Below are 23,967 nucleotides of genomic sequence, written 5' to 3'. Positions count from 1 at the left end.
TCTTTTTATGGTTAGAGCGAAGGCAGTTTCATGTATGTAGTGGCCTCTAGCTGTTGGCCGGAGGGCAAGGCGAGGACTTACGCGTAAAAAGCGGAACAGGTGAGACACGGCAAAAGTGGTCGCCCTCGGAAAACGAAGCCTTACACGGAAGTCAACAACGGTGTAACAAGGGAGCATACTAGCGTATTTATCTCATGTTCGTCTTTAGATTGGGATGATTTTGTTATGTCTCAATCTCTTTTAGTAAAATAGACGAGCGTAGATATTTTTTTTACGTCTTATGATACAATAGACGAGTTCATTCATGAGTGGGAATACTTTCTAACACATATAAAATTCATTGAATCGTCGAGGTGTGAAGAGTAAGTGGTCTATTTTATTTTAGTATTAGTAGCAGCTATCGAAGTAATTGTCTTGTTGATTAATCGACCTGTATTTGCAAACATTCCGTATGTGCAAGTATATATTGTTCCTTTGTTAATAGTAATTGTCATAACGATGTTACTTTCGCGAAATCCAAAGAGGTTTATGCGGTGGTTTAAACAAGGGCTTATTACGATTTCAGTCGTTGTACTTGTATTCGTACCGGTTCTCTATGCCAAAAATCTCCCGCTGTATGGTTATAATGAAGCAAAAAAAATGCTTGCGCAAAGAGAACAGCTCTTGCTAAGTCAGTTCCAAAAAGGAAAATACGTATATCCAGCAAAAGACAGCCCTAAAAAATACAGGTATCTATTCAAAGTTCATCGTGGAAACGGCATGCTTGAATATGTATTCGACCCATACACAGGCGGTTATGAAGTTGTGACAGATGTAATAAAAAAATAAAGGTTTAGCTTATCTAAAGCTAAGCCTTTTTATATGAGAAAAAATTGAAACTTTTTGAAAATCTGTGCGTATTTACTAAAGAGCGTTCACAAAAAAGTCACAAAAGGAGTTGCACAATGGCAAAATTAGAATACCGACTGCTAAAGCCTGATGATACGTTTGTATCTATTTATCACTATCAGTCTATTGAACTTGAACAAATTTTAGCAAGAAGAGAATGCGAATTTTTTGTTAAAGAAGGAATAACGTATAAACAAACTTCATCTGCAGTCGAAGATGATATACATATTATTTATGTGAAAGAACATGAACATGGACCGAAAGAGCAAGCAGAAGGTGATCACAGAGAGATTACGTTAGAAGTCCGCGAACTGAATTCTCTTCAAGGACATCCGATTTTATTCGCCTCTTCATTTTATACGCATTTGGACGTATTAAGCTATATCGGAACTGTTTATACGTACTATAATGGATGGGAATGGGAAAGAGACTCTGCGGAAATTGATGAAGACCGCAGCGTGTACAGTTTATATGTAACAAAAACAGGCGTAAAGTATGAAAGGGGAAAGGCTTAATGTCAAAAACAAAAAAAATGATGGCGGGGGTTTTGACCACTGCTTTAATGACATCGCTCGTTGCCTGTGGTTCAACTGATCAGGCAAGACCAGCTAAACCGAAAGATAAATCGTGCGACAAGTGGAAATGGGATGAAGATACGAAAACGTACTACTGTTCAGATTCTTCTTCTTCGCACAGCGGTTCATATTATCACGGAGGGCGCTACTACGGGTCTAAAAAACAGCTGACCTCATCATCGTCCTATAAGTCATTTAAATCAAGCAGCTCGTATAAATCTGGAATTGGGAGCGGCTCTAAAGGCGGTTTTGGCGGGTAATGCATAAAGAAAAGCGAGAAATGTTTTATAAAGAAATTCAAGATTTTTGGTACGACTTATATGGAACAGAGTATGCTCTTTATGACGTACATATGGAGTCTTCTCACATCATTCATTCTATTAAAGAAGCAGCAAATCAAATCGGGGAACTATTTTTTAAAACGGCACCTTTACTTCGTTCATTAGATGATCAGACGCTTCTTTCTTTAGGATTTCCAAAAGCCAGTTTACCGTACCTGCGACTGAAAACGATGGAAACAGAAAGTGTTATTTCACGCCTTGATTTTGCTGTTACGGCTGATCAAATCAAGCTTCTAGAACTAAACGCGGATACGCCTACATTCATCAAAGAATTATTTCATGTAAATGAGTTAGTCTGTCGGCATTTTCAGGTTCAAAACCCTAATAAGCTTGAAGAAAAAAAGCTTGCTTTAGCATTAAAACACGCCATTTTTGAAGCTTATAACGAGCTCGATAGAACGAACTATCCAAACGTCGTTTTTTCTTCTCATGATACACATGAAGAAGATAAGCTAACGACTCTTTATTTAATGAAGCTAGCCGATGTAGATGCTACATACGTTCCGTTATCGCAGCTTCGAATTGTCCCTGCCTCTACAGTTGAAGAAGGTGAACATATAGAAGCGGGCGTGTATGATCAACATGGACAAAAAATAGACGTACTCTATCGCCAAACTTATCCGCTTGAACATTTAATTGAAGATGAAGATCCGAGTACGCATGAAAAAGTCGGACACATGCTTTTAACATTGGCACAGCAAAAACAGGTAGCCATAATCAATCCGCCTTCTGCATTTTTACTGCAGTCTAAAGCCGTGCAAGCACTCATTTGGGCTTTGCATGAACAAGATCATCCTTTCTTCACTAAAGAAGAGCATCACATCATTGAAACATACTTTTTACCAACGTATTTAGAAGAAGATCCATTTATTGAAAGAAAACAAGCATTTGTGAAGAAACCATCGTTTGGTCGTGAAGGAGATACCGTTGAAATTTATAATGAAGACGGAATCAAAATAGACGAAGATCAGCATAAGACATATCAAGAATACACGGCTGTATATCAACAGTTTATTCCTTTGCCAACTGCAAAAATGAAGACGCAAACGAAAACAGTAGAGGCTCATATCATGTACGGGTGCTTTTTATTAAATGGAAAAGCAAGCGCAGTAGGAATTCGAGCTGGAAATCAAATTACAGATAACGAATCGTATTATTTGCCGATTGGATTAAAATGAAAAGGGGAACTAAAAATGACACAATGGATTGATTGGGCTAGTATAGGGAGTTTTTTATCTCACGTAGCGGTAGGATTAGGGCTATTATTTATCGGAGTAATCGTATTTGAATTAACAACAAAATTTAATGATCGTGAACTTATAAAAAAAGGAAATGTCGCAGTCGCTTTGAAGTTATGGGGAAAAGGAATTGGGCTTGCTATTGTCATTTTCACTGTGTGGAGCAACAGCTTAAATTTGGTAGATGCAACTCTTTGGGGAGTAGTAGGTATCATTACTCAAGTAGTGACATATTGGATTATTGAATTTATTATGACGCCTAAAACGAGCCTAGCCAAAAAAGTAGAAGAAGGAAATGTAGCGGTTGGAGTAACTCTTTTTGCAGCATCGATAGCCGTTGGCCTTATTGTCGCTGGAAGCTTAACATATTAAAAGAAGGCGATTCCTGTTTTACGGGGAATCGCTTTTTTTATGTCCAGATTGCTCGTGTTCACTTAGTAATAATATACGTGTATTTTCACGGTCGGCACGAACAATTTTTTGCTGTGTGTAAAGCGGAATGACAAAGAGCAAAATAAATAAAAAAACATAGCTCATTTTTGTTATCCTCCCATGTAAATTGTAAACGCCTGCTAATAGTGTGTGACAAACAATACGTAAATATAGCATATTTGACTGGATAAACTGGGAAAAATTGAGGGGTGCAAAAAGAATATAATCTTACCTTCAACAAAAACTAAAAGCAGTATAGAGACACGTCTTTTATTAAGAAAGGAGTTGGGAAAAGTGAAAAGGTGGCTCATTTTGTTTTTATTGATCGTAATCGCATCTGGATGTGGACGTCCAGATGAAACGTCTCAACCGAGCATTTTCCTTATACCAGAAGGGTACAAAGGATGGGTTATGGTCGAATATGATAAAGATAACGGAAATCCTAGCAAGACAGAAGGAGACTACACTGTATTTAAAGTAAACGAGCAGGGAGTCGGGAAAACCAAAACGCTTTTAAGCGGCGGCGGCTGGGCAAGAAATAAATATTTCTATGTAAATAAAAATGGAGAGCGAAAGAAATTGAAGCAAGGGAAGATGATTCATGGCACGACTCAAGGTAACAAAAATCATACGGTAACCTACTTTTTCGTCGGCACCGCAAAAGAGTTCGACAAGGCCGGGGACTATCGAAGAAAACTTACCGAAGAAAGTTCTTCGTAAAAAAGAAACGCTGCCTCTTTGGCAACGTTTCTTTTCTATCTTCATTTGAATGTGCAAAAGACGGTGTCTTTTAAACGTTGAATTTCGTTTAGTGCTTCTTCCTGCTTATGAATTACCCAATCTGGCAATGAGTGTTCAACCGACAGCTCGTCGAAACAAGCCCCGCATGTTTTAACTTCAATATAAGATTCAATATATTGAAGGTGATCTAAGTTATAAGCCCAAAGTCGACGTTCAGGGCAGATTGTTTCCAAGTAAAGCGGAAGCTGAAAAAAAGGATCTACTGCTTCAGAAAGTTCTAACGGTCCTTGGCCCTCAGCGCTGATGACGTCTAGATAACCACAGTGAGGACACGTGCATGAGTGCGTTGACCCGCTCAATTTTTTATCCAGTTTTACAACTCGCGCACATAGTTCGCAGTTTGGACATTTTACTAAGATAAAGTCAAGGAACTTATCTAAAAATTGCTGCTGTATTACTTGTTGATTTGTCATTTTTTGTACCTCTAACTGTCAAACTTTTTTTAGTTACGAAAATAAATAATGAAACCTACATACTATTCATAACACATGATGGGGGTTAAAACAACAAAAACCCTTTTCGACAGCAGGGTTGTGTGATATAGTATGACAAATCAGAATAAATAAAGAAAAATGGTGAGAAAACATGAGTCAAAACGAACAATGGACATCAAAACTCGGCTTTATCTTGGCATCCGCCGGTTCAGCAATTGGAATCGGAGCCATTTGGAAACTTCCTTATGTAGCCGGAACAAGCGGAGGAGGGGCCTTTTTTTTACTGTTTATCTTGTTTACAGCAATTATTGGTTTGCCGCTTTTGCTTGCTGAATTTGTACTAGGTAGACATACACAAAAAGAAGCAATTCGTGCTTATGATGCAGTTGCTCCCGGTTCTCTTTGGAAAGGAATCGGGTACTTAGGCGTGATTACATGCTTCATTTTATTATCTTTCTATAGTGTAGTAGGAGGATGGATTTTACAATATATTTTTGCAAGCGTCACGGGTCAGCTGAATGGAGTAAGTGACTACGGGAGTTTATTTAACTCCACCATTGCTAATCCGACAAGTGCTGTTATCTCTCAATTTGTTTTTCTTCTTTTAACAATTGTTGTAGTAGCAAGAGGTATTCAAAATGGTATTGAAAAAGCAAACAAAATTTTAATGCCTGCTCTCTTTATTTTATTTATTATTATTATTATTCGTTCTTTAACATTAGACGGAGCGATGGAAGGCGTATCTTTCTTTTTGTATCCAGATTTTTCAAAGCTTACCTCCCAAACCATTTTGTTTGCAATGGGACAAGCATTCTTTTCGCTTAGCGTAGGCGTTTCGGTTATGGTTACGTACAGTTCGTATCTGTCTAAACAGCAAAACTTGCCAAAATCGGCTATTTCAATTTCAGCGTTAAATATTTTGATTTCTTTACTAGCAGGTTTGGCAATTTTCCCTGCAGTCTTTTCAATGGGCGTAAAGCCGACGGAAGGACCAGGTCTTTTATTTATTGTATTGCCTTCTATTTTTGAACAGCTTCCGTTCGGAATTGTGTTTCAAACTTTCTTTTTGGCGCTGTTTTTATTTGCTACTTTAACATCTGCGTTTTCGATGTTAGAAATTATTGTTGCTTCATTAGCCAAAGGAGAGCAGCATAAGCGCATAAAGCTATCTTGGATTTCGGGCTTACTAATCTTTGTGGTAGGAATACCTTCAGCACTATCGTATGGTTTATTAAGTGACGTATCGATCTTTGGAAAAAGCATCTTTGACGCTTTTGATTTTCTTGTAAGTAATATCCTTATGCCTCTCGGTGCTCTTTTAATTGCCATCTTTGTTCCTTGGAAGATGAAAAAAGATGTGTTAATTGAAGAGTTTAAGCATGGTTCGACGAATGTGAAGCGCTGGTTCTCTTTATGGCTTCTTGCTATTCGATACATCGCACCTGTTTTGATTATCATTGTATTTATTAATATGCTAGGCTTTATCTAACGAAAAAACGCTGTTAAAACGCTTGGTTTTAACAGCGTTTTTTTTGGAGGAAAAGGAGGAGTATGATGCTTGATTTCTTGTACGATATGTTTGTAGGAGCAGGGGTATTTATTTTATTATTCGTTCTTTTGCTAGTAGCGAGAACGTCGGGGAAACGCAAGAAATAGGCGGGTATAATTCCCAGTGTAAAAACCCCAAAAAAGACTAACACCACAGAATTAAACTATGATAATATATTATCCTATGAGCATAACCAATGCTCACATATGTTGTGATGAAGCGTTTTTTAGAAAGAGGGATCATCTTGAGTGGAGAAGTTCTTGTCAAGATTTTATCTCAAGCGTATGAACAAAAAAAGACATTACCAATCGTCTCATTCTCGTCTTTTTTTGAACAAAAAAAGGTGGGCTTTCGTTTAAATAACGATGTGTCCGCTGATATCATCTACCATACGCTTACATGTATTCAGAGAAAAACGTGTGTCCAAGATGTGTTAGTGGAAGTACTAAAAGTTGATAGTCCAAACAATGACGGGGCATTTTCTGATTGTGTATATATTTTAGCAAATGGTACAAACCAGCAAGTGAAAGAATGGGTTCAACCCTTACATCCTAAAAGAGTTACACAAGGATATCAGCACGGGACACCCATTGATGCGCCACAGTTAAAAAATGACTACCACGTGTTTGCCGTTACTTGGTCATAAGCGTTTAACCCAAAAAACATCCTGCTGTCGCTGCAGGATGTTTTTTGTTAATAAGGATGGGCGTCTTTTCCTTTTTCATTAGCTTCTTCTACCGCATCATCAGCTTTGTTGCTTCCTAACGGTGAACCGCCTTCTTTTGGCAATTTCCCATATGTAGGAGTCATTTCTGCTCCCATTTCAATTTCTAAAGAACCATCATCATGCATGAGAAGACCGATACCATTAGCTACTCGATTGCCGTAGTCAAAATCACATTGAGTTAAAAGCTCAATCATCTTTGTTTGAACGGTATGGTGACAGCATTTTAAACCGTCTACTAAGTTTTGAATAAGCTCATCACGTTCCCAGTCTTCTAATAAACGATAGCGTTCACCAGCTTGCTTAAAGTCATTTGTACGGTCAATTTTTTCTTTTTTTACATTCCCTTCAACATAAGGCTGATGAGGTTTTGGATGATCATGCGCTTCTTGAAGACCTCCAAGAGAAGATGGCTCATAATTCACATGCGGGTTCTGACCAGGAGCTGCATCTACATGATAGGCCATTTGACCATCTCGTTGATTTGTTGCTACATGTTTTTTCGGCGCGTTAATAGGCAGTTGCAAGTAGTTTGTTCCCACACGGTGACGCTGCGTGTCGGAATAAGAAAACGTTCTTCCTTGCAGCATTTTATCATCAGAAAAATCTAGCCCATCCACAAGCACACCCGTACCAAATGCGACTTGCTCCGTTTCAGCAAATACGTTGCTTGGATTTTTATCTAGGACCATTTTACCTACTGGAAGAAATGGAAACTGGTCTTCCGGCCAAATTTTCGTGTCATCAAGCGGATCGAAATCTAGTTCGGAATGCTCTCCGTCTTCCATGACTTGCATACAAAGTTCCCACTCAGGGTAGTTGCCGCTCTCGATCGCTTCATACAAGTCTTGAGTAGCGTGACTGATATTTTTAGCCTGAATTTCTTCTGCTTGTTTTTGGGTCAAATTTTTAATTCCTTGTTTTGGTTCCCAATGGTATTTAACAAGAAAGGCATCGCCATCTTTGTTTACCCACTTATATGTATTAACACCGGAACCTTGCATTTGCCGATAGTTAGCAGGTATTCCCCAAGGTGAAAATAAAAAAGTAATCATATGCATAGCCTCAGGTGTATGAGAAATAAAATCAAAAATACGCTCGGTATCTTGACGGTTTGTCACAGGATCGGGCTTAAAAGCATGAATCAAATCAGGGAATTTAATAGCATCGCGAATAAAAAATATTTTAAGGTTATTTCCTACTAAGTCCCAGTTCCCGTCTTCTGTATAGAACTTTACAGCAAATCCCCTTGGGTCTCGCATCGTTTCTGGAGAGTCCTTTCCATGAGTTACGGTAGAAAATCTGACAAAAACGGGCGTCTGTTTGCCTGCTCCTGAAAAAACTTTTGCGCGGGTGTATTTTTCAACGGGCTCGTCCCCAAGTTTTCCGTACGTTTCAAAATATCCATGAGCTCCCGTTCCTCGGGCATGAACAACACGTTCCGGTATACGTTCACGATCAAAATGCGAAAGTTTTTCAATCAGCTGGTAATTTTCAAGAGTAGCAGGTCCTCTGTTGCCTACCGTTCGAGAATTTTGGTTATCACGAATGGGGTGACCTTGACGCGTCGTAAGCGTCTGCTCGTTCTCTCCGTTTGCATAGCGTTTGTCTTCCGAGTCACCTGATCCGCTAACATTTGTACCATGAATGCCTTTATGGCTCATAAAATAATCCTCCTTATTTAAAACATAACCAAGACTATTTTTTTCAGCACGCGCTTTTTTATTCATTAATATGGAAATAATATAAATTTTTAGAAGAAAAGCTGTTTTGCTGAAGAGGGGAACAAATCCGCTAAACGAATAATTTTAAAAAAAGTTTCACATTTCAAAAAAAAATAAATTGTTTTTTTTGAAATATAAAGATAATGTTACGGGTGATTTTTTACCTATTATTAGTGTAGGAAAAGGAATAATATTGGAATATATTAGCTTTTTTGTCGAACTTATTAAGTGTTAAACGACAATAAACTACGACAATATACACCATACGGCTGCGCTACTGTCGTTTCCTGTAACATAAATGTAATATTAGTGATGTTATTTTGTAATAATGTGTTGTTACAATGTAAACGTCTTATAGATTAGTAGATTATGGCATTGGAGGAACCTTTTTTTATGAAAAAGTTGATATATTCGTTAGCGTTATGTGGATCTTTAACAGTAGTACCTACAATTAGTGAAGCTGCTTTAGGAGATGCTACGCTGCACCCAGGAACAAGTAATTCAGATGTGAAAGAATTACAGCAAAAATTAAAAAACAAAGGTTATTTTACATACGGTACAACAACAAACTATTACGGTTCAATCACGACTAGCGCAGTAAAATCGTTTCAGCGCGCAAATGGTTTATCAGCAGATGGTATTGCAGGTCAAGCTACATTTAATAAACTGCTAGGAAGCGGAAGCTCATCAAGTTCATCAGTTAGCTCAAGCTCATTGCTGCGCGTTGGTTCAACAGGACCAAACGTACAATCTTTACAGCAACAGCTAAAGAATAAAGGCTATTTTAAAGGAACTACAACTCAATACTTCGGTTCAATTACAAAGAATGCAGTAATGGCATTTCAACGTGCAAATGGACTGTCTGTGGATGGAATTGCGGGTCCAGCTACGTTAAGTAAATTAAAAAATGGGGGTTCTAGCGCTTCAACTGGCGGTTCTAGCTCTAGCAGCTCAACTATTTTACGTCAAGGTATGAAAGGTTCAGCCGTAAGCAGCCTTCAGCAAAAACTAAAAAATAAAGGTTACTTCTCAGCTGGTGTAACAGGATACTTTGGCTCAATTACAACAAGTGCAGTAAAATCATTTCAGCGTGCAAATGGTTTATTAGTAGACGGAGAAGCGGGTCCGGATACGCTAAATAAATTAAACTCAAGCAGCTCTAGCAGCTCAAAACCTTCAACATCAACAGGAAGCAGCACAAGCTCAAGCTCAGCTTCAAAAGTTATTTCATACGGTAAACGTTTTATGGGAACACCTTATGTTTGGGGCGGAGCTGCGCCTGGAGGATTTGATTGCAGTGGTTACCTTAACTATGTATATCGCAATGCAGTAGGTGTAAGTCTTCCTCGTACAGTTGCTAGTATCTATCAAACTGGTACGCGTGTAAGTTCACCTCAGCCTGGAGATATCGTTTTCTTTGAAACGTACCAACCAGGAGCTAGCCATGCTGGAATTTATATCGGAAACGGTCAATTCATGCATGCAGGTTCTTCAACAGGCGTAACAATCACATCATTAAGCAACTCTTACTGGTCAAAACGTTACTTAGGAGCAAAGCGTTACCTATAAGAGTGTAACAAAAAGGAGTAGTTGCATAACTATTCCTTTTTTCTATGCACCGTAAACGTAAAAGTAGGAAATTTTTGTGTCGTTTGGTATGATAATTGGAGAATAAACAAAAGGAGTGTATAAAATGGCTATTGTAGATGTAACCATTATTCCGGTAGGTACGGAAACGCCAAGCGTGAGTCAGTACGTAGCTGATATTCAAAAAGTGCTGGCCAAGCATGAAGATGAAATTACATATCAATTAACCCCTATGAATACATTGATTGAAGGGGAATTAAGCACGCTGCTAAAAATTGTTCAAGAGATGCATGAAGTACCTTTTGAAAATGGTATTCAGCGCGTGTGTACAAATTTACGAATTGATGATCGCCGTGATAAAGAAAATCATACGATGGCTGGGAAATTACAATCAGTACAGTCTAAATTAAAAGCGAAATAAATAATATGCACTACAATAAAAAACGCTTGAGTATCTACTCAGGCGTTTTTTATTGTAGTTATACTTAATTGGCATGCACAAGAGAAAAAATTTGAAAAGCTACGCGCAGCCGAAGGGTTTCCTCTGACGTGTGAATAGGTCTTTTTAGTAACTCTTCGCATTTTTCGATTCGATAGATTACCGTGTTCCGGTGAACGAATAACTGCTTAGCAGTCTCTGAGATTTGGCAATTGGAATTTAGATATGTTTCAAGCGTGTCAAGTAAGATGGAGCGATCTTTCTTATCGTACTGCAGCAAACCTTCTAATGTTTGAGAATAGTAATCCTGTAAATCGTTTGCTGGAAGCAACCTCAGCAGCTCTTTGAACTGTTTTGGCTGATAAAATTGAATAAGCTTTGACTGATCTTTAAAATGGATGGTTTCAAGAGCTTCAACAGCTTCTTTATATGAGTCAGCGATTGTAAGTAGGGATTGGCTTTGGTTTCCAATTCCAAATGACATTCGCTTATCGTAGTGACGGTAAACAGCTTCCTGCAAGCGATGCAAGCATTCTATAATCATAGGTTGAGAATGAGGTGTAAACAAGAGAATGTAAAGATTGTCATAGAAAAACAAAACGGCCTCTGTAGGACCTGCTGATAACTCATATTGAAGGAGCTCATAGATCATATCATCATCGCTGTAAGGCGTGAATGTAGAATGAATTTTCCCAACGGCGCAAATATAGCTGTTTCCTGCTGATAAGCCCATCATCTGTGCTTGAAAGGAAGCATCCTCAGGCGTTTTATAATAATTGCTAACAAGCTGATTGAAAAAATCGTTTTTTCGTCGCCGTTCAGCTTCATACAAAGCCTGCTGTCTCATCATTTCGAAGGATAAAACGTTTGTCGCTTGTTCAATCGTTAGGAGCGCTGAATCGGATAAAGAAACTTGGTGTTCAATAAATAAATAACTGTACTTTCTTGTATGAGTAGCAATCGGAAAAAGCGTAACGGTTTTTTTTGTGTTCAAAAAGGAAAAGGTTGTATATTTTGACGTTCGTAAAAACAGCTGCTTAGCGCCCGCTACCGCTTCTTCCATTGGGAGCGAAAAAGGTTCGCGTTTGTTTGTGTAAAAGAGTTCATGGCCATGGGTATCAAAAAGGGCAACGTGAGCATTGCATAACGTTTGAATGGATTGCATAATTTTCTCAATGCCTTTTCCTTGTAAGATGTAGGAGGAAAATAGCTGATGTGTGACCATCGCTTGCTGAAGCTCGGCTGTTTTTTTATCTAAAATAAAGCTGAGAGATTCATTAATAACCGCGCCTAACGTTTCGTCCGTTTGGAAATCAATGATTGGAAAGTGAAGTTCATCAGCTAGCTGACAAATAGAAACAGGCACGTGTTCGAAAAAACGCTTCGTTTTTATGGCCAATCCTGCACATTTCTTTTTAGCCATTCCTTCTACAAGTTTTGCTAAGCTTTCTTCATGTTCTTTGAAGTGATAACCCGTTGTAATTAAAAATTCTCCTTCTTTTAAAAAAGATAAAATATCGGGTGCGTCCATCATATTGACGTTATGTACTTTGCGGGTGACCCCTTTTTGTCCGGCTACTACAGATGCTTTCTCATAAATCGGGATGCGTAAAAGAGTTTGTAGTTCCATTATTCATTACTCCTTTTGTTAAAAATTCTCACATTTCCCTGCGCGTATTTTTATCTACCTTCTATTTTATAAGAAAGTTTAGTTAAAATAAATAAAATTTTCAGAAAAAAATGTATAAATTGTTAATGAAGAAGTTTATTTAATTCTGTAAGATAAAATAAATAACATATAACGTTAGAAAAAGTAACGTATATAAGACTTTTTGTATTTAGTGATAATAGCCAAAAAAACACTAAATCATTGTAGGAAGTGTTAATGAAAACAATCAGTCATTTTCTTAAAATGAAGATAGCAGGAGGGATAGCAATGGTTGCAGATATGACGGGAAAATCTAAGCTTTGTCAGCAAATCGAAGAAAACATTAGCTGGTTGTCACAGTTTGGGTTAGATGAAAAAGAAGGTGTCACGAGGCTTTTATATACAGAACAGTGGAATGCAGCTCAAAAGGCATTGGAAGAAAAAATGAAGGGACTTCACCTCAAAACGTATTACGATGATGTAGGAAATTTATTTGGACGGTTGCAAGGAACGGGTCCAGAACAACAAGTTATTTTAACAGGATCCCATATCGACACCGTGATAAACGGAGGAAAATATGACGGGGCTTTTGGTGTTGTGGCAGGTATCATTGCTCTGCAGTACCTATATGCGCATTATGGCTCCCCTACAAAAACCTTAGAGGTCGTATCACTTTGTGAAGAAGAAGGTAGCAGATTTCCTCTTACGTATTGGGGATCAGGTAATATGAATGGATTACACAGCAAAAGTGATGCAAAACATGTTATAAATAAAGAAGGGGTTAAGCTGGATGACGCAATGAAACAGCTCAATTTCGGAGAAGGCCTCCACAGCGAGCCATACCGCACAGACATCGCTTCTTTTATTGAACTGCACATCGAGCAAGGAAAGCAGCTTGAAATGTCTCATTGCGATATCGGAATTGTTTCTAGTATCGTCGGGCAGAAACGATTTACAGTATCTGTTAAAGGTGAAAGTAACCATGCGGGCACAACCCCGATGAACATCCGAAAAGATGCATTTTATGTGAGCTGCAAACTCGCTAAGGCATTTATTGAATTGAGCGAAAAATATCATAACGCTTTATACGTAACGGTTGGAAAAATTACACTTTCTCCAAATGCACCGAATGTAATACCAGGATATGTAGAATTCACGGTCGATATAAGACATCATGAGTATAAGGTTTTACAAGAAGCAGAACGAGAAATGAAGGAAATTATCAAGCGAACAGCAGGGGATTTAGAAGTGAATCTCAACTGCTGGATGGATGAAAAACCTGTTGCCATGAGCGAACAATTATCTGAACTTTCCAAAATTATTTCCTCGGAAAAGAATATCTCCTCCCGAGAATTAGTAAGCGGTGCAGGACACGACTCGCAGGTATTCGGGCGAAGAGTTCCCACATGTTTGTTATTCGTCCCGAGCCAAGATGGAATCAGCCATTCCCCAAAGGAATTCACCAAAGGAGAACAGTTAGAAAAAGGAGTAAAGGTCTTAATAGAACTATTATATAAACTTGCCTACTAGGAGGAATTTGACATGACTATAACAAAACAGCTTCATACACCGCCGCGTACGATTATGACACCAGGCCCCGTAGAAGCAGATCCACGCGTATTAAGAGCATTAGGAACACCTATTTTAGGTCAGTTCGACCCCGCATTTACGCGCATTATGAACGAAACGATGGAAATGCTTCGTGAGCTATTTCAAACCAAAAACAAATGGGCTTTTCCCGTTGATGGAACGTCTAGAGCTGGGATTGAAGCAGTTCTTGCAAGTGTAGTTGAACCGGGCGATAAAGTATTCGTCCCGATTTTCGGCCGCTTCGGCTATTTATTAACGGAAATTGCCGAGCGCTACGGAGCTGAGGTACACAATATTGAATGCGAATGGGGAGAAGTGTTTGACCCTGAGACCGTAATCCAGGAAATAAAAAAAGTAAACCCAAAAATCGTTGCAATGGTTCATGGCGAAACGTCTACAGGGAGAATGCAGCCTCTTAAAGAAATTGGTGCTGCATGTCGCGACCAAGATGTTTTATTTATCGTCGACGCAGTAGCTACTATCGGCGGCACGGATGTAAAAGTAGACGAGTGGAACATTGACGCATTGATTGCAGGTACACAAAAGTGTTTATCTGTTCCGTCGGGTATGGCACCTATTACGTACAATGATCGTATTGAAAAAATTATCATGGAACGTAAAAAAGTTGAAAAAGGAATTGCGACAAAAGCAGATGCTCAAACTGTTCGTCTGCGTCCAAATATTATCAGCAACTATTTTGATTTGAGTCAGCTTCAAGACTATTGGAGTGAGCGCAGGCTAAATCATCACACGGAAGCAACGTCCATGCTCTATGCTTTGAGAGAAGGACTGCGCGTTATTTTAGAAGAAGGGTTAGAAGAAAGATTTGCAAGGCATCGTCTCCACGAAAAAGCACTTGTAGCCGGAATTAAAGCAATGGGATTATCTTTATTTGGCGATGAGCACTCAAAAGTTCCAACCGTTACGTGCGTCTTAATTCCATTAGGAATTGACGGGGAAGCAGTTCGTTCTACGCTTCTTGAACAATTTGGAATTGAAATCGCAAGTTCTTTTGGGCCGATGCACGGAAAAATATGGCGTATCGGTACAATGGGATACAGCTGCCGTAAAGACAACGTTCTCTTTACATTAGCCGGTCTTGAAGCAGTGCTTATTCGAAACGGGGCAAGCGTAAATGCAGGTTCTGCTCTGCAAGCAGCTTTAGAAGTTTATGAGGAAGAAGTAGCGTTGTCTAGTCTGTAAAGATTCGTTATTCACCATATAAAGAAATGAGGAGATTTTCTATGAGCGAATACTTTTTCACACACCCATATGCATCGCAGCGTACGTGCACGTTTGGAAAAAACGGAATGGTAGCAACTAGTCAGCCTCTTGCCGCTCAGGCGGGTCTTGAAATGTTGAAAAAAGGAGGCAATGCAGTAGATGCTGCTATTGCCTCCGCAGCTTGTTTAACGGTGGTAGAACCTACTTCAAATGGAATTGGCGGAGACGCATTTGCTCTTGTGTGGATAAATGAAGAACTATATGGACTCAACGCGAGCGGTCCTGCTCCTGCTTCTATCTCTATTGAGGCTCTGCGCGCCATGGGGATAAAAGAGATGCCGGCTCGCGGTTTTGTTCCTGTTACGGTCCCAGGTGCCCCGAGTGCGTGGGTGGAGCTGTCAAAACGCTTTGGCCGGCTACCGTTAAAAGAAGTGCTGCAGCCGGCTATTTCTTATGCGCAAGAAGGGTTCCCAATCTCCCCAATTTTAGGGTACAATTGGGAACGAGCGTTTGAACGATTTACACACGCGTTAAAAGGTGAAGAATATAAACACTGGTTTGAGACATTTACTAACAATGGATCTGCTCCTAAGGTAGGGGAAATGTGGCGATCACCAGACCATGCTGCTACACTGCTTGAAATTGCCGAAACGAATGGAGAATCTTTTTACAGAGGGGATTTAGCTGATAAAATAGCAGCTTTTTCGAAAAAACACGGCGGATTTTTAGCAAAAGAGGATTTAGCAGCTTTTAAAGCAGAGTGGGTAAAGCCGATTTCAACTTCTTACCGAGGATACGATGTGTGGGAAATACCGCCCAACGGCCAAGGCCTTATTGCGCTTTTAGCTCTAAATACGCTAAAAGGTTTTTCTTTTGATGCCAAAGATTCTGTCGATACATACCACAAGCAAATTGAAGCTATGAAGCTAGCGTTTGCAGATGGACAAAAATTTATTACAGATGCTGATAAAATGACAGTAGCAGTTGAAGATTTGTTGAATGATTCTTATGCAAACAAGCGCAGAGGGCTGATTGGTGAAAAAGCGCTTATTCCCGAAGCCGGACAGCCGTCTCATAGCGGCACGATCTATTTGGCTACAGCTGATGGAGAAGGAAACATGGTATCATTCATTCAAAGTAATTACATGGATTTTGGCTCAGGACTTGTCGTACCTAATACGGGCATATGCCTGCAAAACCGCGGGCACAATTTTTCGTTAGACCCACAGCACCATAACCGATTAGAGCCTGGAAAACGAACCTATCATACCATTATTCCTGGATTTTTAACAAAGAATAAAAGTGCTGTAGGTTCATTCGGTGTAATGGGTAAATTTATGCAGCCGCAAGGACATGTGCAAGTCATCATGAATATGATTGATTTTCATCTAAATCCTCAGGCAGCTTTAGATGCACCAAGATGGCAGTGGATTGAACATAAAAAGGTTCTTGTGGAAAAAGAAATGCCTTCACATATTGTAGAAGCATTAGAACGCAAAGGGCATGATATTCATGTGGCTACGAGCAGACATACGTTTGGAAGAGGGCAGATTATTTTAAGAGATGAACAAACCGGTGTATTATACGGCGGCACAGAAGCGCGAACAGACGGAGCCGTCGTTGCTTATTAGATCACAGAGAAAGGAGCGCGAGAAATGCGACAATTGGATATTTTTATAGCGTTTTTTCGCTCAGGTATGCTCGGCTACGGAGGAGGACCTTCAGCTATTCCACTTGTAAAAAAAGAAGTAGTCGATACGTACAAGTGGATGGATGACGATGAATTTGGCGATTTGTTAGCAATTGCCAATACGCTGCCTGGGCCTATTGCGACAAAGCTGGCTGGATACATCGGCTATCGAGTCGGCGGTATCTTAGGTCTCGGTACAGCTTTATTTGCAGCCGTTATTCCAACCGTTTTTTTAATGGTATTACTGTTGACCACTTTAACGCAATTTAAAGATCAGCCCTGGGTTATGGGGATGACCAAAGCAGTCGTTCCTGTAGTGGGAGTGATGCTCGCAGTTATGACATGGGATTTTTTTAAAAAATCAACGTCTGGTTTAGGCTGGACGCCAGCTATTATCTTACTCATTATTAGTTTAGGACTAATGGAATTTGCCCATATTCATCCAGCAGTTATTATTATTGTACTTATGGCAGCAGCTTGGATTCCGCTAAAACGAAAAGGAAAAAAAGGCGAAAGCGATGAGCACAAGCAAAAGAGGGAATCGGTATGATTTATATTCAGCTATTTATGGCGTTTTTTGTTTCAAATATTTTAGGCTATGGAGGAGGACCTGCGTCGATTCCGCTCATTCAAAAAGAAGTTGTAGACCGCTACCATTGGCTTACCGTTAAAGAGTTTAGTGAAATGCTGGCAATTGGAAATGCGCTTCCAGGTCCAATTGCGACAAAAATGGCGGGATTTATCGGATATCAGCAGGCAGGGATTTTAGGCTCGGTGATTGCTCTTTTTGCAACGATTGCTCCGTCGGTTTTGCTTTTAGTCATTTTACTTCGAATATTATTTAAGTATAAAGATTCACCAAATGTTAAGAAAATGACCAATTACATTCGTCCCGTAATCGCTATTTTACTTGGCTTAATGGCGTATGAATTTTTTATGAATTCATACGGTGATTCAGGTATATGGCAAACTCTATTTTTAGTAGCAGCCAGCTTTCTTTTATTGGAAAAATTACGTGTGCATCCAGCGTTCGTTATTGTCGGAGCACTCGTATACGGAGCTGTTTTTCTTGCTTAAATGAAGCTCTCAAATGCTGAGAGTTTTTTTTGTAAAAGAGACGAAAAGAGGGAGAACAATGGTTGAAAAAGCACTATTAGAAGACGTGCAGGACCTGGTTAACCTGCGAATGCTGCTCATGAAAGAACTGGGAGAACTAAATGAGAGTGAGGAGCTGTTTCGAAAGGCGACAGAAGAATATTTTACTGCGAATATAAATAGCCCAAATAATTATACGGCTATTTTAAAAGTCGATGGAAAAGTTGTATCAGCAGGAAGCATCGTCTTTTTTATACGTCCGCCTTCACCGGGTAACCTTCAAGGAAAAGAAGCATATGTTATGAACATGTATACAGCTTTTGATCACCGAAAGCACGGCTATTCTTCCGCTATTTTAAAGCACTTGATGCAGTACGGCCAAAAAAGTGGTGTAAATCGAATATGGTTAAATGCTTCCGCCGCTGGAAAAAGCTTGTATCAAAAACATGGATTTATTGAATATGACTCTGAAATGGAATACGTGTTTGAAAAAAATTAAAGTGACAAAACTCTTGATAGAGAGAGGTTTGAAGGGGCAATGGTTTTTAAAAAATAAAAAAAATTAATAAAAAGTGTTGACGAAGATAAAAAAACCATTCATAATACAAATCAACATCACACAACATTACACATAACTTGGAAGCGACAAACAGTTTCAAACGATCGGAACTGATTATCCAAGTACGCATACATAGTCAATACTGAGCGTTGATAGGAGCACGAGTAGAAAAAATTTCCCTGTATCAGAGAGCTGACGGTTGCTGCGAGTCAGAACAAAAATTTTTTCGAAGTACATTCCTTGAGCATCTTTTCCGAGCAGGAAAAGACGGCCTGGCCGTTATTTTAATGAAGAGGCAAGCAAAATGCTTGCAACTAGGGTGGTACCGCGAATTTTCGTCCCTACTGACTCTTAAGAACAATCTTAAGGGTGAGTAGGGACTTTTTGTATTTCGGTCCATTATAATTTTATATCCATTACAAGCGATGAAAAGAGCATAGTAGCAAAATCTTCCCTGTATTCAGAGAGCTGATGGTTGGTGCGAATCAGTACAAAAGAGATTGCGAATTACATTCTTGGAGCTTTCTTTTGGCAATAGTCAAAAGCGGCAATAGCCGTTATCTTAATGAAGAGGCAAGCAATGCTTGCAATTAGGGTGGTACCGCGATCAATTCGTCCCTACTGATACAATCAGTAGGGACTTTTTGTATATCCGCATAAGCGGCTGTGTAGGTGTAAAACGGATTTTTAAATACAAACTAAACGAAAAGATCCGTTCAAGGTTGTAAAATCAAAGGAGGATTTTTAAAATGACAAAATCACTAGAACAATTACGAGGACAAATCGACGAAATAAATTTAGAAATTTTAGAATTATTAAATAAACGCGGTGAAATCGCACAAGAAATTGGAAAAGTAAAAGGTACACAAGGTGTGAATCGCTTTGATCCAGTTCGTGAACGTAAATCATTAGATCAAATCTTAGCTAACCATAATGGTCCATTCGAAGCTTCAACAATTCAGCATATTTTCAAAGAAATTTTCAAAGCAAGCTTAGAACTTCAAGAAGACGATCACCGTAAAGCACTTCTTGTATCTCGTAAAAAGAAATCAGAAGATACAATCGTTGACATCAACGGCACAAAAGTAGGACCTGGAAACTTAGAATTCGTAATGGGACCATGTGCAGTAGAAAGCTACGAACAAGTAAAAGAAGTGGGCTTAGCGCTTAAAGAACAAGGCATTACATTAATGCGCGGCGGAGCGTTCAAACCACGTACATCACCTTACGATTTCCAAGGTCTTGGAGTGGAAGGATTAAAAATCTTACGTCAAGTAGGAGATGAGCTAGGTCTATCAATTATCAGTGAAATTGTTTCTCCTCAAGATATTGAAACGGCTCTAGACTACGTAGATGTGATTCAAATTGGTGCACGTAACATGCAAAACTTCGAGCTATTAAAAGCTGCAGGTTCTGTAGACAAACCAATTCTTTTAAAACGTGGATTGGCAGCAACAATTGAAGAATTCATTAACGCTGCTGAATACATTATGTCTCGCGGAAATGGAAACATTATTCTTTGTGAACGCGGTATCCGCACATACGAGCGTGCAACACGCAACACATTAGATATCTCAGCTGTTCCAATCTTGAAAAAAGAAACGCATTTACCAGTTGTAGTAGACGTAACGCATTCGACAGGACGCAAAGACTTACTATTACCATGTGCAAAAGCAGCGATTGCTATCGGCGCAGATGCTGTAATGGCAGAAGTTCATCCAGACCCAGCAGTAGCACTATCAGATTCAGCACAGCAAATGAACATTCCTGAATTCCACAAATTCATGGAAGAATTAAAAGGTGCAGCAGTAAAATTATCTTAATTTCATAGTGATACAGTGATAAGAAACTAGTAGCAAACATTTCCCTGTCTCAGAGAGCTGACGGTTGGTGGAAGTCAGTACAAAAATGTGAGCGAATTACACTCTTTGAGTACTCTTTTACAGAGCGGTCAGCGGATCGTTAACAATTCGAGGTGGCAAGCAATGTTTGCAACTAGGGTGGTATCGCGAGAAAAACTCGTCCCTATGACGTAGGGGCGAGTTTTTTATTTTTTATAACAGAAAGGAATCGATAATATGAGATATTTAACAGCAGGAGAATCGCACGGACCTCAATTAACAGCGATTATTGAAGGAGTACCAGCAGGACTTGAGTTAACAGCCGAACATATTAATGAAGACTTAGCAAGAAGACAAAAGGGACATGGGCGCGGACGCCGCATGCAGATTGAAAAAGACCAAGTTCAGATTAAAGGCGGTGTTCGCCACGGTGAGACGCTTGGTTCACCAATTGCTTTAGTCGTTGAAAACAAAGATTTTACGCACTGGAGAAATATTATGGGTGCTGATCCAGTTGATCATGAGGAAGAAGTAAAGAGACAAATTACAAAACCTCGTCCAGGTCACGCGGATTTAAATGGAGCGATTAAATACGGCCACAGAGATATGCGAAACGTATTAGAACGTTCATCTGCTCGTGAAACGACGGTACGAGTAGCCACAGGCGCAGTTGCCAAACAAGTATTAAAAGCTGTAGGTGTAAATATTGCATGTCACGTACTTGAAATCGGCGGTGTGAAAGCTGAAAAAACGGCATATGAGTCGCTAACAGAACTTCAGGAAAAAACTGAAGCGTCACCTGTTCGCTGCTTAGATGAAGAAGCGGGACAGAAAATGATGAAAGCAATCGATGATGCAAAAGAAAATGGAGACAGCATTGGTGGCGTAGTGGAAGTAGTAGTAGAAGGAATGCCTACTGCAGTAGGCAGTTACGTGCACTATGATCGTAAGTTAGATTCAAAGCTAGCTGCTGCTATTATGAGCATTAACGCGTTTAAAGGCGTTGAAATCGGCGTAGGCTTTGAAGCAGCTCGCAGACCGGGAAGTGAAGTCCATGATGAAATTCTATGGGATGAACAAAACGGCTATACGCGTAAAACGAATAATGCAGGAGGTTTAGAAGGAGGCATGACAACAGGGATGCCGATTGTGGTGCGAGGCGTCATGAAACCTATTCCTACCTTATACAAGCCGCTGCAAAGTATAGATATTGATACAAAAGAGCCGTTTGCTGCAAGTATTGAACGATCAGACAGCTGTGCAGTACCGGCGGCGGCGGTTGTAGCAGAATCAGTGATTGCTTGGGAACTAGCATCTGCTATTATCGATCAATTTGGGGCAGATCGAATTCAGTTAATTCAAGAAAATGTAAAAAAACACGAAGAATACGCAAAGCAATTTTAAAGAATAGAGGAGAATGAAAGGTGAAAACACGTGTATTACTTATTGGCGTTGGCCTTATTGGAGGATCATTAGCGCTAGCTATGAAGAAGCATCGTCACGTAACAGTCGTTGGAGCTGATATCAACACAAATGAAGTACAAGTAGCCAACCAGCTAGGTATCATTGATTATGTAGCTGAAGATATAAAAACAGAAGCAGCCCAAGCAGATTATATCGTGCTTGCTACTCCAGTAGAGTATACGACAGCATGGATACACGACCTTTCTACTTGGAAGCTTAAAGAAACGGTTATCGTAACGGATGTCGGAAGTACAAAAGGTGAAATTATGAAAGCAGCCCAAGCGCTGAATAAAAAACGTATTTCATTTATTGGGGGGCATCCGATGGCTGGTTCTCATACGAGCGGTGCAGTCAATGCACGAGCGGATTTATTTTGTTCGGCGCGCTATATTTTAACGCCGTTTGAAAATGAGCAAAAAGAAAAAATAGATGCGCTTATGCATTTGCTAGAGCCTACAGGTGCACAATTTGTACCGCTTGATGCAGCTACTCATGACCAAATCACCGGAGTTGTCAGTCATTTACCACATGTGATTGCAACCAGTCTAGTAAGACAAGTCAAAGGCTATTCAGCAAATAATCATCTTGTTACAGAAATGGCGGCAGGCGGTTTTCGAGATATTACGAGAATTGCTTCAAGCAACCCTCATATGTGGAGAGACATATTAAAGCAAAACCGTTCTATGCTTTTAACATTGCTCGATGACTGGATGAAAGAAATGGAACAAGTAAAACTATTAGTAGAAAAAGGTGACGGACACGAGTTATTTGATTACTTTTCAGATGCTAAAGAATTTCGTGATTCGCTTCACGCATAAAAGGAGAGACAGATTGTGACAGTAAAAGCTTTACGAGGAACGATTCAAATTCCAGGAGATAAATCCATTTCTCACCGTTCCGTCATGTTTGGTTCAATTGCAGAAGGAACAACAACAATTAACGGATTTTTGCCGGGAGATGATTGCCTTAGCACCATTTCCTGCTTTCAAAAACTAGGTGTAGATATTCAAATGATTGATGAACAAAGCGTCGTGGTAAAAGGAAAAGGTCTACAAGCGCTAAAAGAGCCATCTGATATTTTAGATGTCGGAAATTCGGGCACCACGATTCGCCTCATGATGGGGATTTTAGCAAATACACCCTTTCATTCAACGTTAATTGGAGACGAATCTATTGCCAAACGCCCTATGAAGCGTGTGACTGGTCCGCTTCGTGATATGAATATTCATTTAGACGGCCGAAAAGACGCTAATTTTACACCGCTTGTTATTCGAGGTGGGAAAGCAAAAGGTATACACTATACATCTCCTGTTGCAAGCGCACAAGTAAAATCAGCTATTTTACTTGCTGGACTGCAGGCGGAAGGAACAACTTCTGTAACGGAACCGGCGAAATCGCGTGATCATACAGAACGTATGCTAGAGGCGTTTGGAGTTAAAGTGAAAGAAGAAGGATTAACCGTTTCAATTGAAGGCGGTCAAACGTTAAGAGGAACGCATGTAGAAGTGCCTGGTGATATTTCGTCAGCTGCATTCTTTTTAGTAGCGGGGGCTATTATTGCAAACAGTCGCATTGAAATTCAAAAAGTTGGGATGAATCCGACTCGAACGGGTATTTTAGATGTGCTTTCAAATATGGGGGCTTCGATCGAGACAGTCAAAGAAACAAAAGAAACGGCGGAACCCTATGCAGATTTAGTTATAGAAGCTTCTCACTTAAAAGGTACGGAAGTAGGCGGAGACTTAATTCCACGTCTAATTGACGAAATCCCAATTATTGCACTAGCTGCCACACAGGCAGAAGGGATTACCGTTATTAAAGATGCTGCAGAGTTAAAAGTCAAAGAAACAAATCGTATTGATACGGTAGTGAATGAGTTAACCAAAATGGGAGCTAACATTGAAGCAACGGAAGATGGAATGATTATTCACGGAGGTACAAAACTTCATGGAGCAAATGTAAACAGCCACGGAGATCACCGTATCGGCATGATGCTTGCTGTTGCCTCTTGTATTGCAGAAGGGGAAACAATTATTGAAAATCGTGACGCGGTATCCGTTTCATACCCGCAGTTTTTTGCTCACTTAGAGTCTTTACAGCAGTAAATTCCCTTATTATGTTAAA

Annotated in this window: 23 protein-coding genes, 1 pseudogene and 3 other annotated features; of the genes and pseudogenes, 20 read left to right on the top strand and 4 right to left on the bottom strand. The window is 39.7% G+C overall.

Going from position 1 to position 23,967, the window contains the following annotated elements; translation table 11 throughout:
• The first annotated feature begins 366 nt into the window (after positions 1 to 366).
• From NST66_RS14485 to NST66_RS14465, 5 genes are all read left to right on the top strand, one after another.
• A complete protein-coding gene (locus NST66_RS14485; RefSeq protein WP_033580613.1) occupies positions 367 to 828 on the top strand; it encodes a hypothetical protein in 462 nt (153 codons plus the stop codon).
• Between the two features lie 116 nt (positions 829 to 944).
• Positions 945 to 1,403, top strand: a complete 459-nt coding sequence (locus tag NST66_RS14480) for a hypothetical protein (RefSeq protein ID WP_033580614.1) — start codon at positions 945 to 947, stop codon at positions 1,401 to 1,403.
• On the top strand, positions 1,403 to 1,723 hold the full coding sequence (locus tag NST66_RS14475; protein ID WP_028412772.1) for a hypothetical protein: 321 nt from the start codon (positions 1,403 to 1,405) through the stop codon (positions 1,721 to 1,723). The genes NST66_RS14480 and NST66_RS14475 overlap by 1 nt, the downstream gene beginning before the upstream one ends.
• Positions 1,723 to 2,982: a glutathionylspermidine synthase family protein gene (locus NST66_RS14470; protein ID WP_154992070.1), complete on the top strand. Its 1,260-nt coding sequence runs from the start codon at positions 1,723 to 1,725 to the stop codon at positions 2,980 to 2,982. Before NST66_RS14475 ends, NST66_RS14470 begins: the two co-directional genes overlap by 1 nt.
• Positions 2,983 to 2,997: 15 nt before the next feature.
• A complete protein-coding gene (locus tag NST66_RS14465; protein ID WP_033580616.1) occupies positions 2,998 to 3,414 on the top strand; it encodes a DUF350 domain-containing protein in 417 nt (138 codons plus the stop codon).
• 18 nt (positions 3,415 to 3,432) lie between these two features.
• Here NST66_RS14465 and NST66_RS14460 read toward each other — a convergent pair whose 3' ends face one another.
• Complete coding sequence (locus tag NST66_RS14460; RefSeq protein ID WP_165351762.1) at positions 3,433 to 3,579, bottom strand: hypothetical protein; 147 nt, start codon at positions 3,577 to 3,579, stop codon at positions 3,433 to 3,435.
• 189 nt (positions 3,580 to 3,768) lie between these two features.
• Between NST66_RS14460 and NST66_RS14455 the strand changes: the two genes are divergently transcribed.
• Complete coding sequence (locus tag NST66_RS14455; RefSeq protein WP_328141265.1) at positions 3,769 to 4,194, top strand: DUF6843 domain-containing protein; 426 nt, start codon at positions 3,769 to 3,771, stop codon at positions 4,192 to 4,194.
• Positions 4,195 to 4,235: 41 nt separating this feature from the next.
• Here the strand turns inward: NST66_RS14455 and NST66_RS14450 are convergent, their stop codons facing one another.
• Positions 4,236 to 4,688: a hypothetical protein gene (locus NST66_RS14450; RefSeq protein WP_028412776.1), complete on the bottom strand. Its 453-nt coding sequence runs from the start codon at positions 4,686 to 4,688 to the stop codon at positions 4,236 to 4,238.
• A gap of 172 nt (positions 4,689 to 4,860) precedes the next feature.
• On the opposite strand from NST66_RS14450, the gene NST66_RS14445 reads away from it, so the two are divergent.
• A complete protein-coding gene (locus tag NST66_RS14445) occupies positions 4,861 to 6,198 on the top strand; it encodes a sodium-dependent transporter (RefSeq protein WP_014459442.1) in 1,338 nt (445 codons plus the stop codon).
• A 304-nt stretch (positions 6,199 to 6,502) separates the two neighbouring features.
• Positions 6,503 to 6,904, top strand: coding sequence for a hypothetical protein (locus NST66_RS14440; RefSeq protein ID WP_224980258.1), 402 nt, complete (start codon positions 6,503 to 6,505; stop codon positions 6,902 to 6,904).
• A gap of 217 nt (positions 6,905 to 7,121) precedes the next feature.
• Here NST66_RS14440 and NST66_RS14435 read toward each other — a convergent pair.
• Positions 7,122 to 8,646 (bottom strand): annotated as a pseudogene (locus tag NST66_RS14435) (catalase); the annotation flags it as partial.
• A 453-nt stretch (positions 8,647 to 9,099) separates the two neighbouring features.
• Here NST66_RS14435 and NST66_RS14430 point away from each other — a divergent pair.
• Both NST66_RS14430 and NST66_RS14425 read left to right on the top strand, forming a co-directional pair.
• Positions 9,100 to 10,275 carry a C40 family peptidase gene (locus tag NST66_RS14430; protein WP_028412780.1) on the top strand — a complete coding sequence of 392 codons (1,176 nt, stop codon included), beginning with the start codon at positions 9,100 to 9,102 and terminating at the stop codon, positions 10,273 to 10,275.
• A gap of 124 nt (positions 10,276 to 10,399) precedes the next feature.
• Positions 10,400 to 10,714 (top strand): MTH1187 family thiamine-binding protein, encoded by a 315-nt coding sequence (locus tag NST66_RS14425; RefSeq protein ID WP_013057706.1) that lies wholly within the window; start codon positions 10,400 to 10,402, stop codon positions 10,712 to 10,714.
• 64 nt (positions 10,715 to 10,778) lie between these two features.
• Here NST66_RS14425 and NST66_RS14420 read toward each other — a convergent pair whose 3' ends face one another.
• Complete coding sequence (locus NST66_RS14420; protein ID WP_311264686.1) at positions 10,779 to 12,362, bottom strand: PucR family transcriptional regulator; 1,584 nt, start codon at positions 12,360 to 12,362, stop codon at positions 10,779 to 10,781.
• Between the two features lie 306 nt (positions 12,363 to 12,668).
• Between NST66_RS14420 and allC the strand changes: the two genes are divergently transcribed.
• From allC to aroA, 10 genes are all read left to right on the top strand, one after another.
• Complete coding sequence (gene allC, locus NST66_RS14415; RefSeq protein ID WP_224980593.1) at positions 12,669 to 13,910, top strand: allantoate deiminase; 1,242 nt, start codon at positions 12,669 to 12,671, stop codon at positions 13,908 to 13,910.
• Between the two features lie 12 nt (positions 13,911 to 13,922).
• Complete coding sequence (locus NST66_RS14410) at positions 13,923 to 15,173, top strand: pyridoxal-phosphate-dependent aminotransferase family protein (protein WP_028412783.1); 1,251 nt, start codon at positions 13,923 to 13,925, stop codon at positions 15,171 to 15,173.
• A gap of 41 nt (positions 15,174 to 15,214) precedes the next feature.
• Positions 15,215 to 16,825: a gamma-glutamyltransferase gene (gene ggt, locus NST66_RS14405; RefSeq protein WP_048019000.1), complete on the top strand. Its 1,611-nt coding sequence runs from the start codon at positions 15,215 to 15,217 to the stop codon at positions 16,823 to 16,825.
• A gap of 24 nt (positions 16,826 to 16,849) precedes the next feature.
• A complete protein-coding gene (locus NST66_RS14400) occupies positions 16,850 to 17,434 on the top strand; it encodes a chromate transporter (protein WP_028412785.1) in 585 nt (194 codons plus the stop codon).
• Positions 17,431 to 17,961 carry a chromate transporter gene (locus NST66_RS14395; protein WP_014459451.1) on the top strand — a complete coding sequence of 177 codons (531 nt, stop codon included), beginning with the start codon at positions 17,431 to 17,433 and terminating at the stop codon, positions 17,959 to 17,961. The genes NST66_RS14400 and NST66_RS14395 overlap by 4 nt, the downstream gene beginning before the upstream one ends.
• 58 nt (positions 17,962 to 18,019) lie before the next feature.
• On the top strand, positions 18,020 to 18,478 hold the full coding sequence (locus NST66_RS14390) for a GNAT family N-acetyltransferase (protein WP_340843446.1): 459 nt from the start codon (positions 18,020 to 18,022) through the stop codon (positions 18,476 to 18,478).
• Positions 18,479 to 18,678: 200 nt separating this feature from the next.
• Positions 18,679 to 18,884 (top strand) — a binding site (T-box leader).
• A 70-nt stretch (positions 18,885 to 18,954) separates the two neighbouring features.
• Positions 18,955 to 19,161, top strand: a binding site (T-box leader).
• 126 nt (positions 19,162 to 19,287) lie between these two features.
• Positions 19,288 to 20,361 (top strand): bifunctional 3-deoxy-7-phosphoheptulonate synthase/chorismate mutase, encoded by a 1,074-nt coding sequence (locus tag NST66_RS14385; RefSeq protein WP_013057698.1) that lies wholly within the window; start codon positions 19,288 to 19,290, stop codon positions 20,359 to 20,361.
• Positions 20,362 to 20,367: 6 nt separating this feature from the next.
• Positions 20,368 to 20,568: a binding site (T-box leader), on the top strand.
• A gap of 48 nt (positions 20,569 to 20,616) precedes the next feature.
• Positions 20,617 to 21,783: a chorismate synthase gene (gene aroC, locus NST66_RS14380; RefSeq protein WP_033580623.1), complete on the top strand. Its 1,167-nt coding sequence runs from the start codon at positions 20,617 to 20,619 to the stop codon at positions 21,781 to 21,783.
• 20 nt (positions 21,784 to 21,803) lie between these two features.
• Positions 21,804 to 22,661: a prephenate dehydrogenase gene (locus NST66_RS14375; RefSeq protein WP_033580624.1), complete on the top strand. Its 858-nt coding sequence runs from the start codon at positions 21,804 to 21,806 to the stop codon at positions 22,659 to 22,661.
• A 15-nt stretch (positions 22,662 to 22,676) separates the two neighbouring features.
• The gene (aroA, locus tag NST66_RS14370; RefSeq protein WP_340843445.1) at positions 22,677 to 23,948 is read left to right on the top strand and encodes a 3-phosphoshikimate 1-carboxyvinyltransferase; all 1,272 of its coding nucleotides are present in this window, start codon (positions 22,677 to 22,679) and stop codon (positions 23,946 to 23,948) included.
• Positions 23,949 to 23,967 lie beyond the last annotated feature (19 nt).

Origin of the sequence: Priestia sp. FSL W8-0524 (genome assembly GCF_038005965.1) — a bacterium.
In the GTDB taxonomy this organism is placed as follows: domain Bacteria; phylum Bacillota; class Bacilli; order Bacillales; family Bacillaceae_H; genus Priestia; species Priestia zanthoxyli.
This window is presented reverse-complemented; position numbering and strand designations above follow the sequence as displayed.

Bases quoted from the DNA above. Each gene is read 5' to 3' on its own strand.
- aroC (WP_033580623.1), top strand. From the start codon at position 20,617: ATGAGATATTTAACAGCAGGAGAATCGCACGGACCTCAATTAACAGCG.
- NST66_RS14480 (WP_033580614.1), top strand. From the start codon at position 945: ATGGCAAAATTAGAATACCGACTGCTAAAGCCTGATGATACGTTTGTA.
- NST66_RS14475 (WP_028412772.1), top strand. From the start codon at position 1,403: ATGTCAAAAACAAAAAAAATGATGGCGGGGGTTTTGACCACTGCTTTA.
- NST66_RS14400 (WP_028412785.1), top strand. From the start codon at position 16,850: ATGCGACAATTGGATATTTTTATAGCGTTTTTTCGCTCAGGTATGCTC.
- NST66_RS14385 (WP_013057698.1), top strand. From the start codon at position 19,288: ATGACAAAATCACTAGAACAATTACGAGGACAAATCGACGAAATAAAT.
- NST66_RS14450 (WP_028412776.1), bottom strand. From the start codon at position 4,688: ATGACAAATCAACAAGTAATACAGCAGCAATTTTTAGATAAGTTCCTT.
- NST66_RS14420 (WP_311264686.1), bottom strand. From the start codon at position 12,362: ATGGAACTACAAACTCTTTTACGCATCCCGATTTATGAGAAAGCATCT.
- NST66_RS14470 (WP_154992070.1), top strand. From the start codon at position 1,723: ATGCATAAAGAAAAGCGAGAAATGTTTTATAAAGAAATTCAAGATTTT.
- NST66_RS14395 (WP_014459451.1), top strand. From the start codon at position 17,431: ATGATTTATATTCAGCTATTTATGGCGTTTTTTGTTTCAAATATTTTA.
- NST66_RS14460 (WP_165351762.1), bottom strand. From the start codon at position 3,579: ATGAGCTATGTTTTTTTATTTATTTTGCTCTTTGTCATTCCGCTTTAC.
- NST66_RS14445 (WP_014459442.1), top strand. From the start codon at position 4,861: ATGAGTCAAAACGAACAATGGACATCAAAACTCGGCTTTATCTTGGCA.
- allC (WP_224980593.1), top strand. From the start codon at position 12,669: ATGGTTGCAGATATGACGGGAAAATCTAAGCTTTGTCAGCAAATCGAA.
- NST66_RS14430 (WP_028412780.1), top strand. From the start codon at position 9,100: ATGAAAAAGTTGATATATTCGTTAGCGTTATGTGGATCTTTAACAGTA.
- ggt (WP_048019000.1), top strand. From the start codon at position 15,215: ATGAGCGAATACTTTTTCACACACCCATATGCATCGCAGCGTACGTGC.
- NST66_RS14425 (WP_013057706.1), top strand. From the start codon at position 10,400: ATGGCTATTGTAGATGTAACCATTATTCCGGTAGGTACGGAAACGCCA.
- NST66_RS14390 (WP_340843446.1), top strand. From the start codon at position 18,020: ATGGTTGAAAAAGCACTATTAGAAGACGTGCAGGACCTGGTTAACCTG.
- NST66_RS14410 (WP_028412783.1), top strand. From the start codon at position 13,923: ATGACTATAACAAAACAGCTTCATACACCGCCGCGTACGATTATGACA.
- NST66_RS14465 (WP_033580616.1), top strand. From the start codon at position 2,998: ATGACACAATGGATTGATTGGGCTAGTATAGGGAGTTTTTTATCTCAC.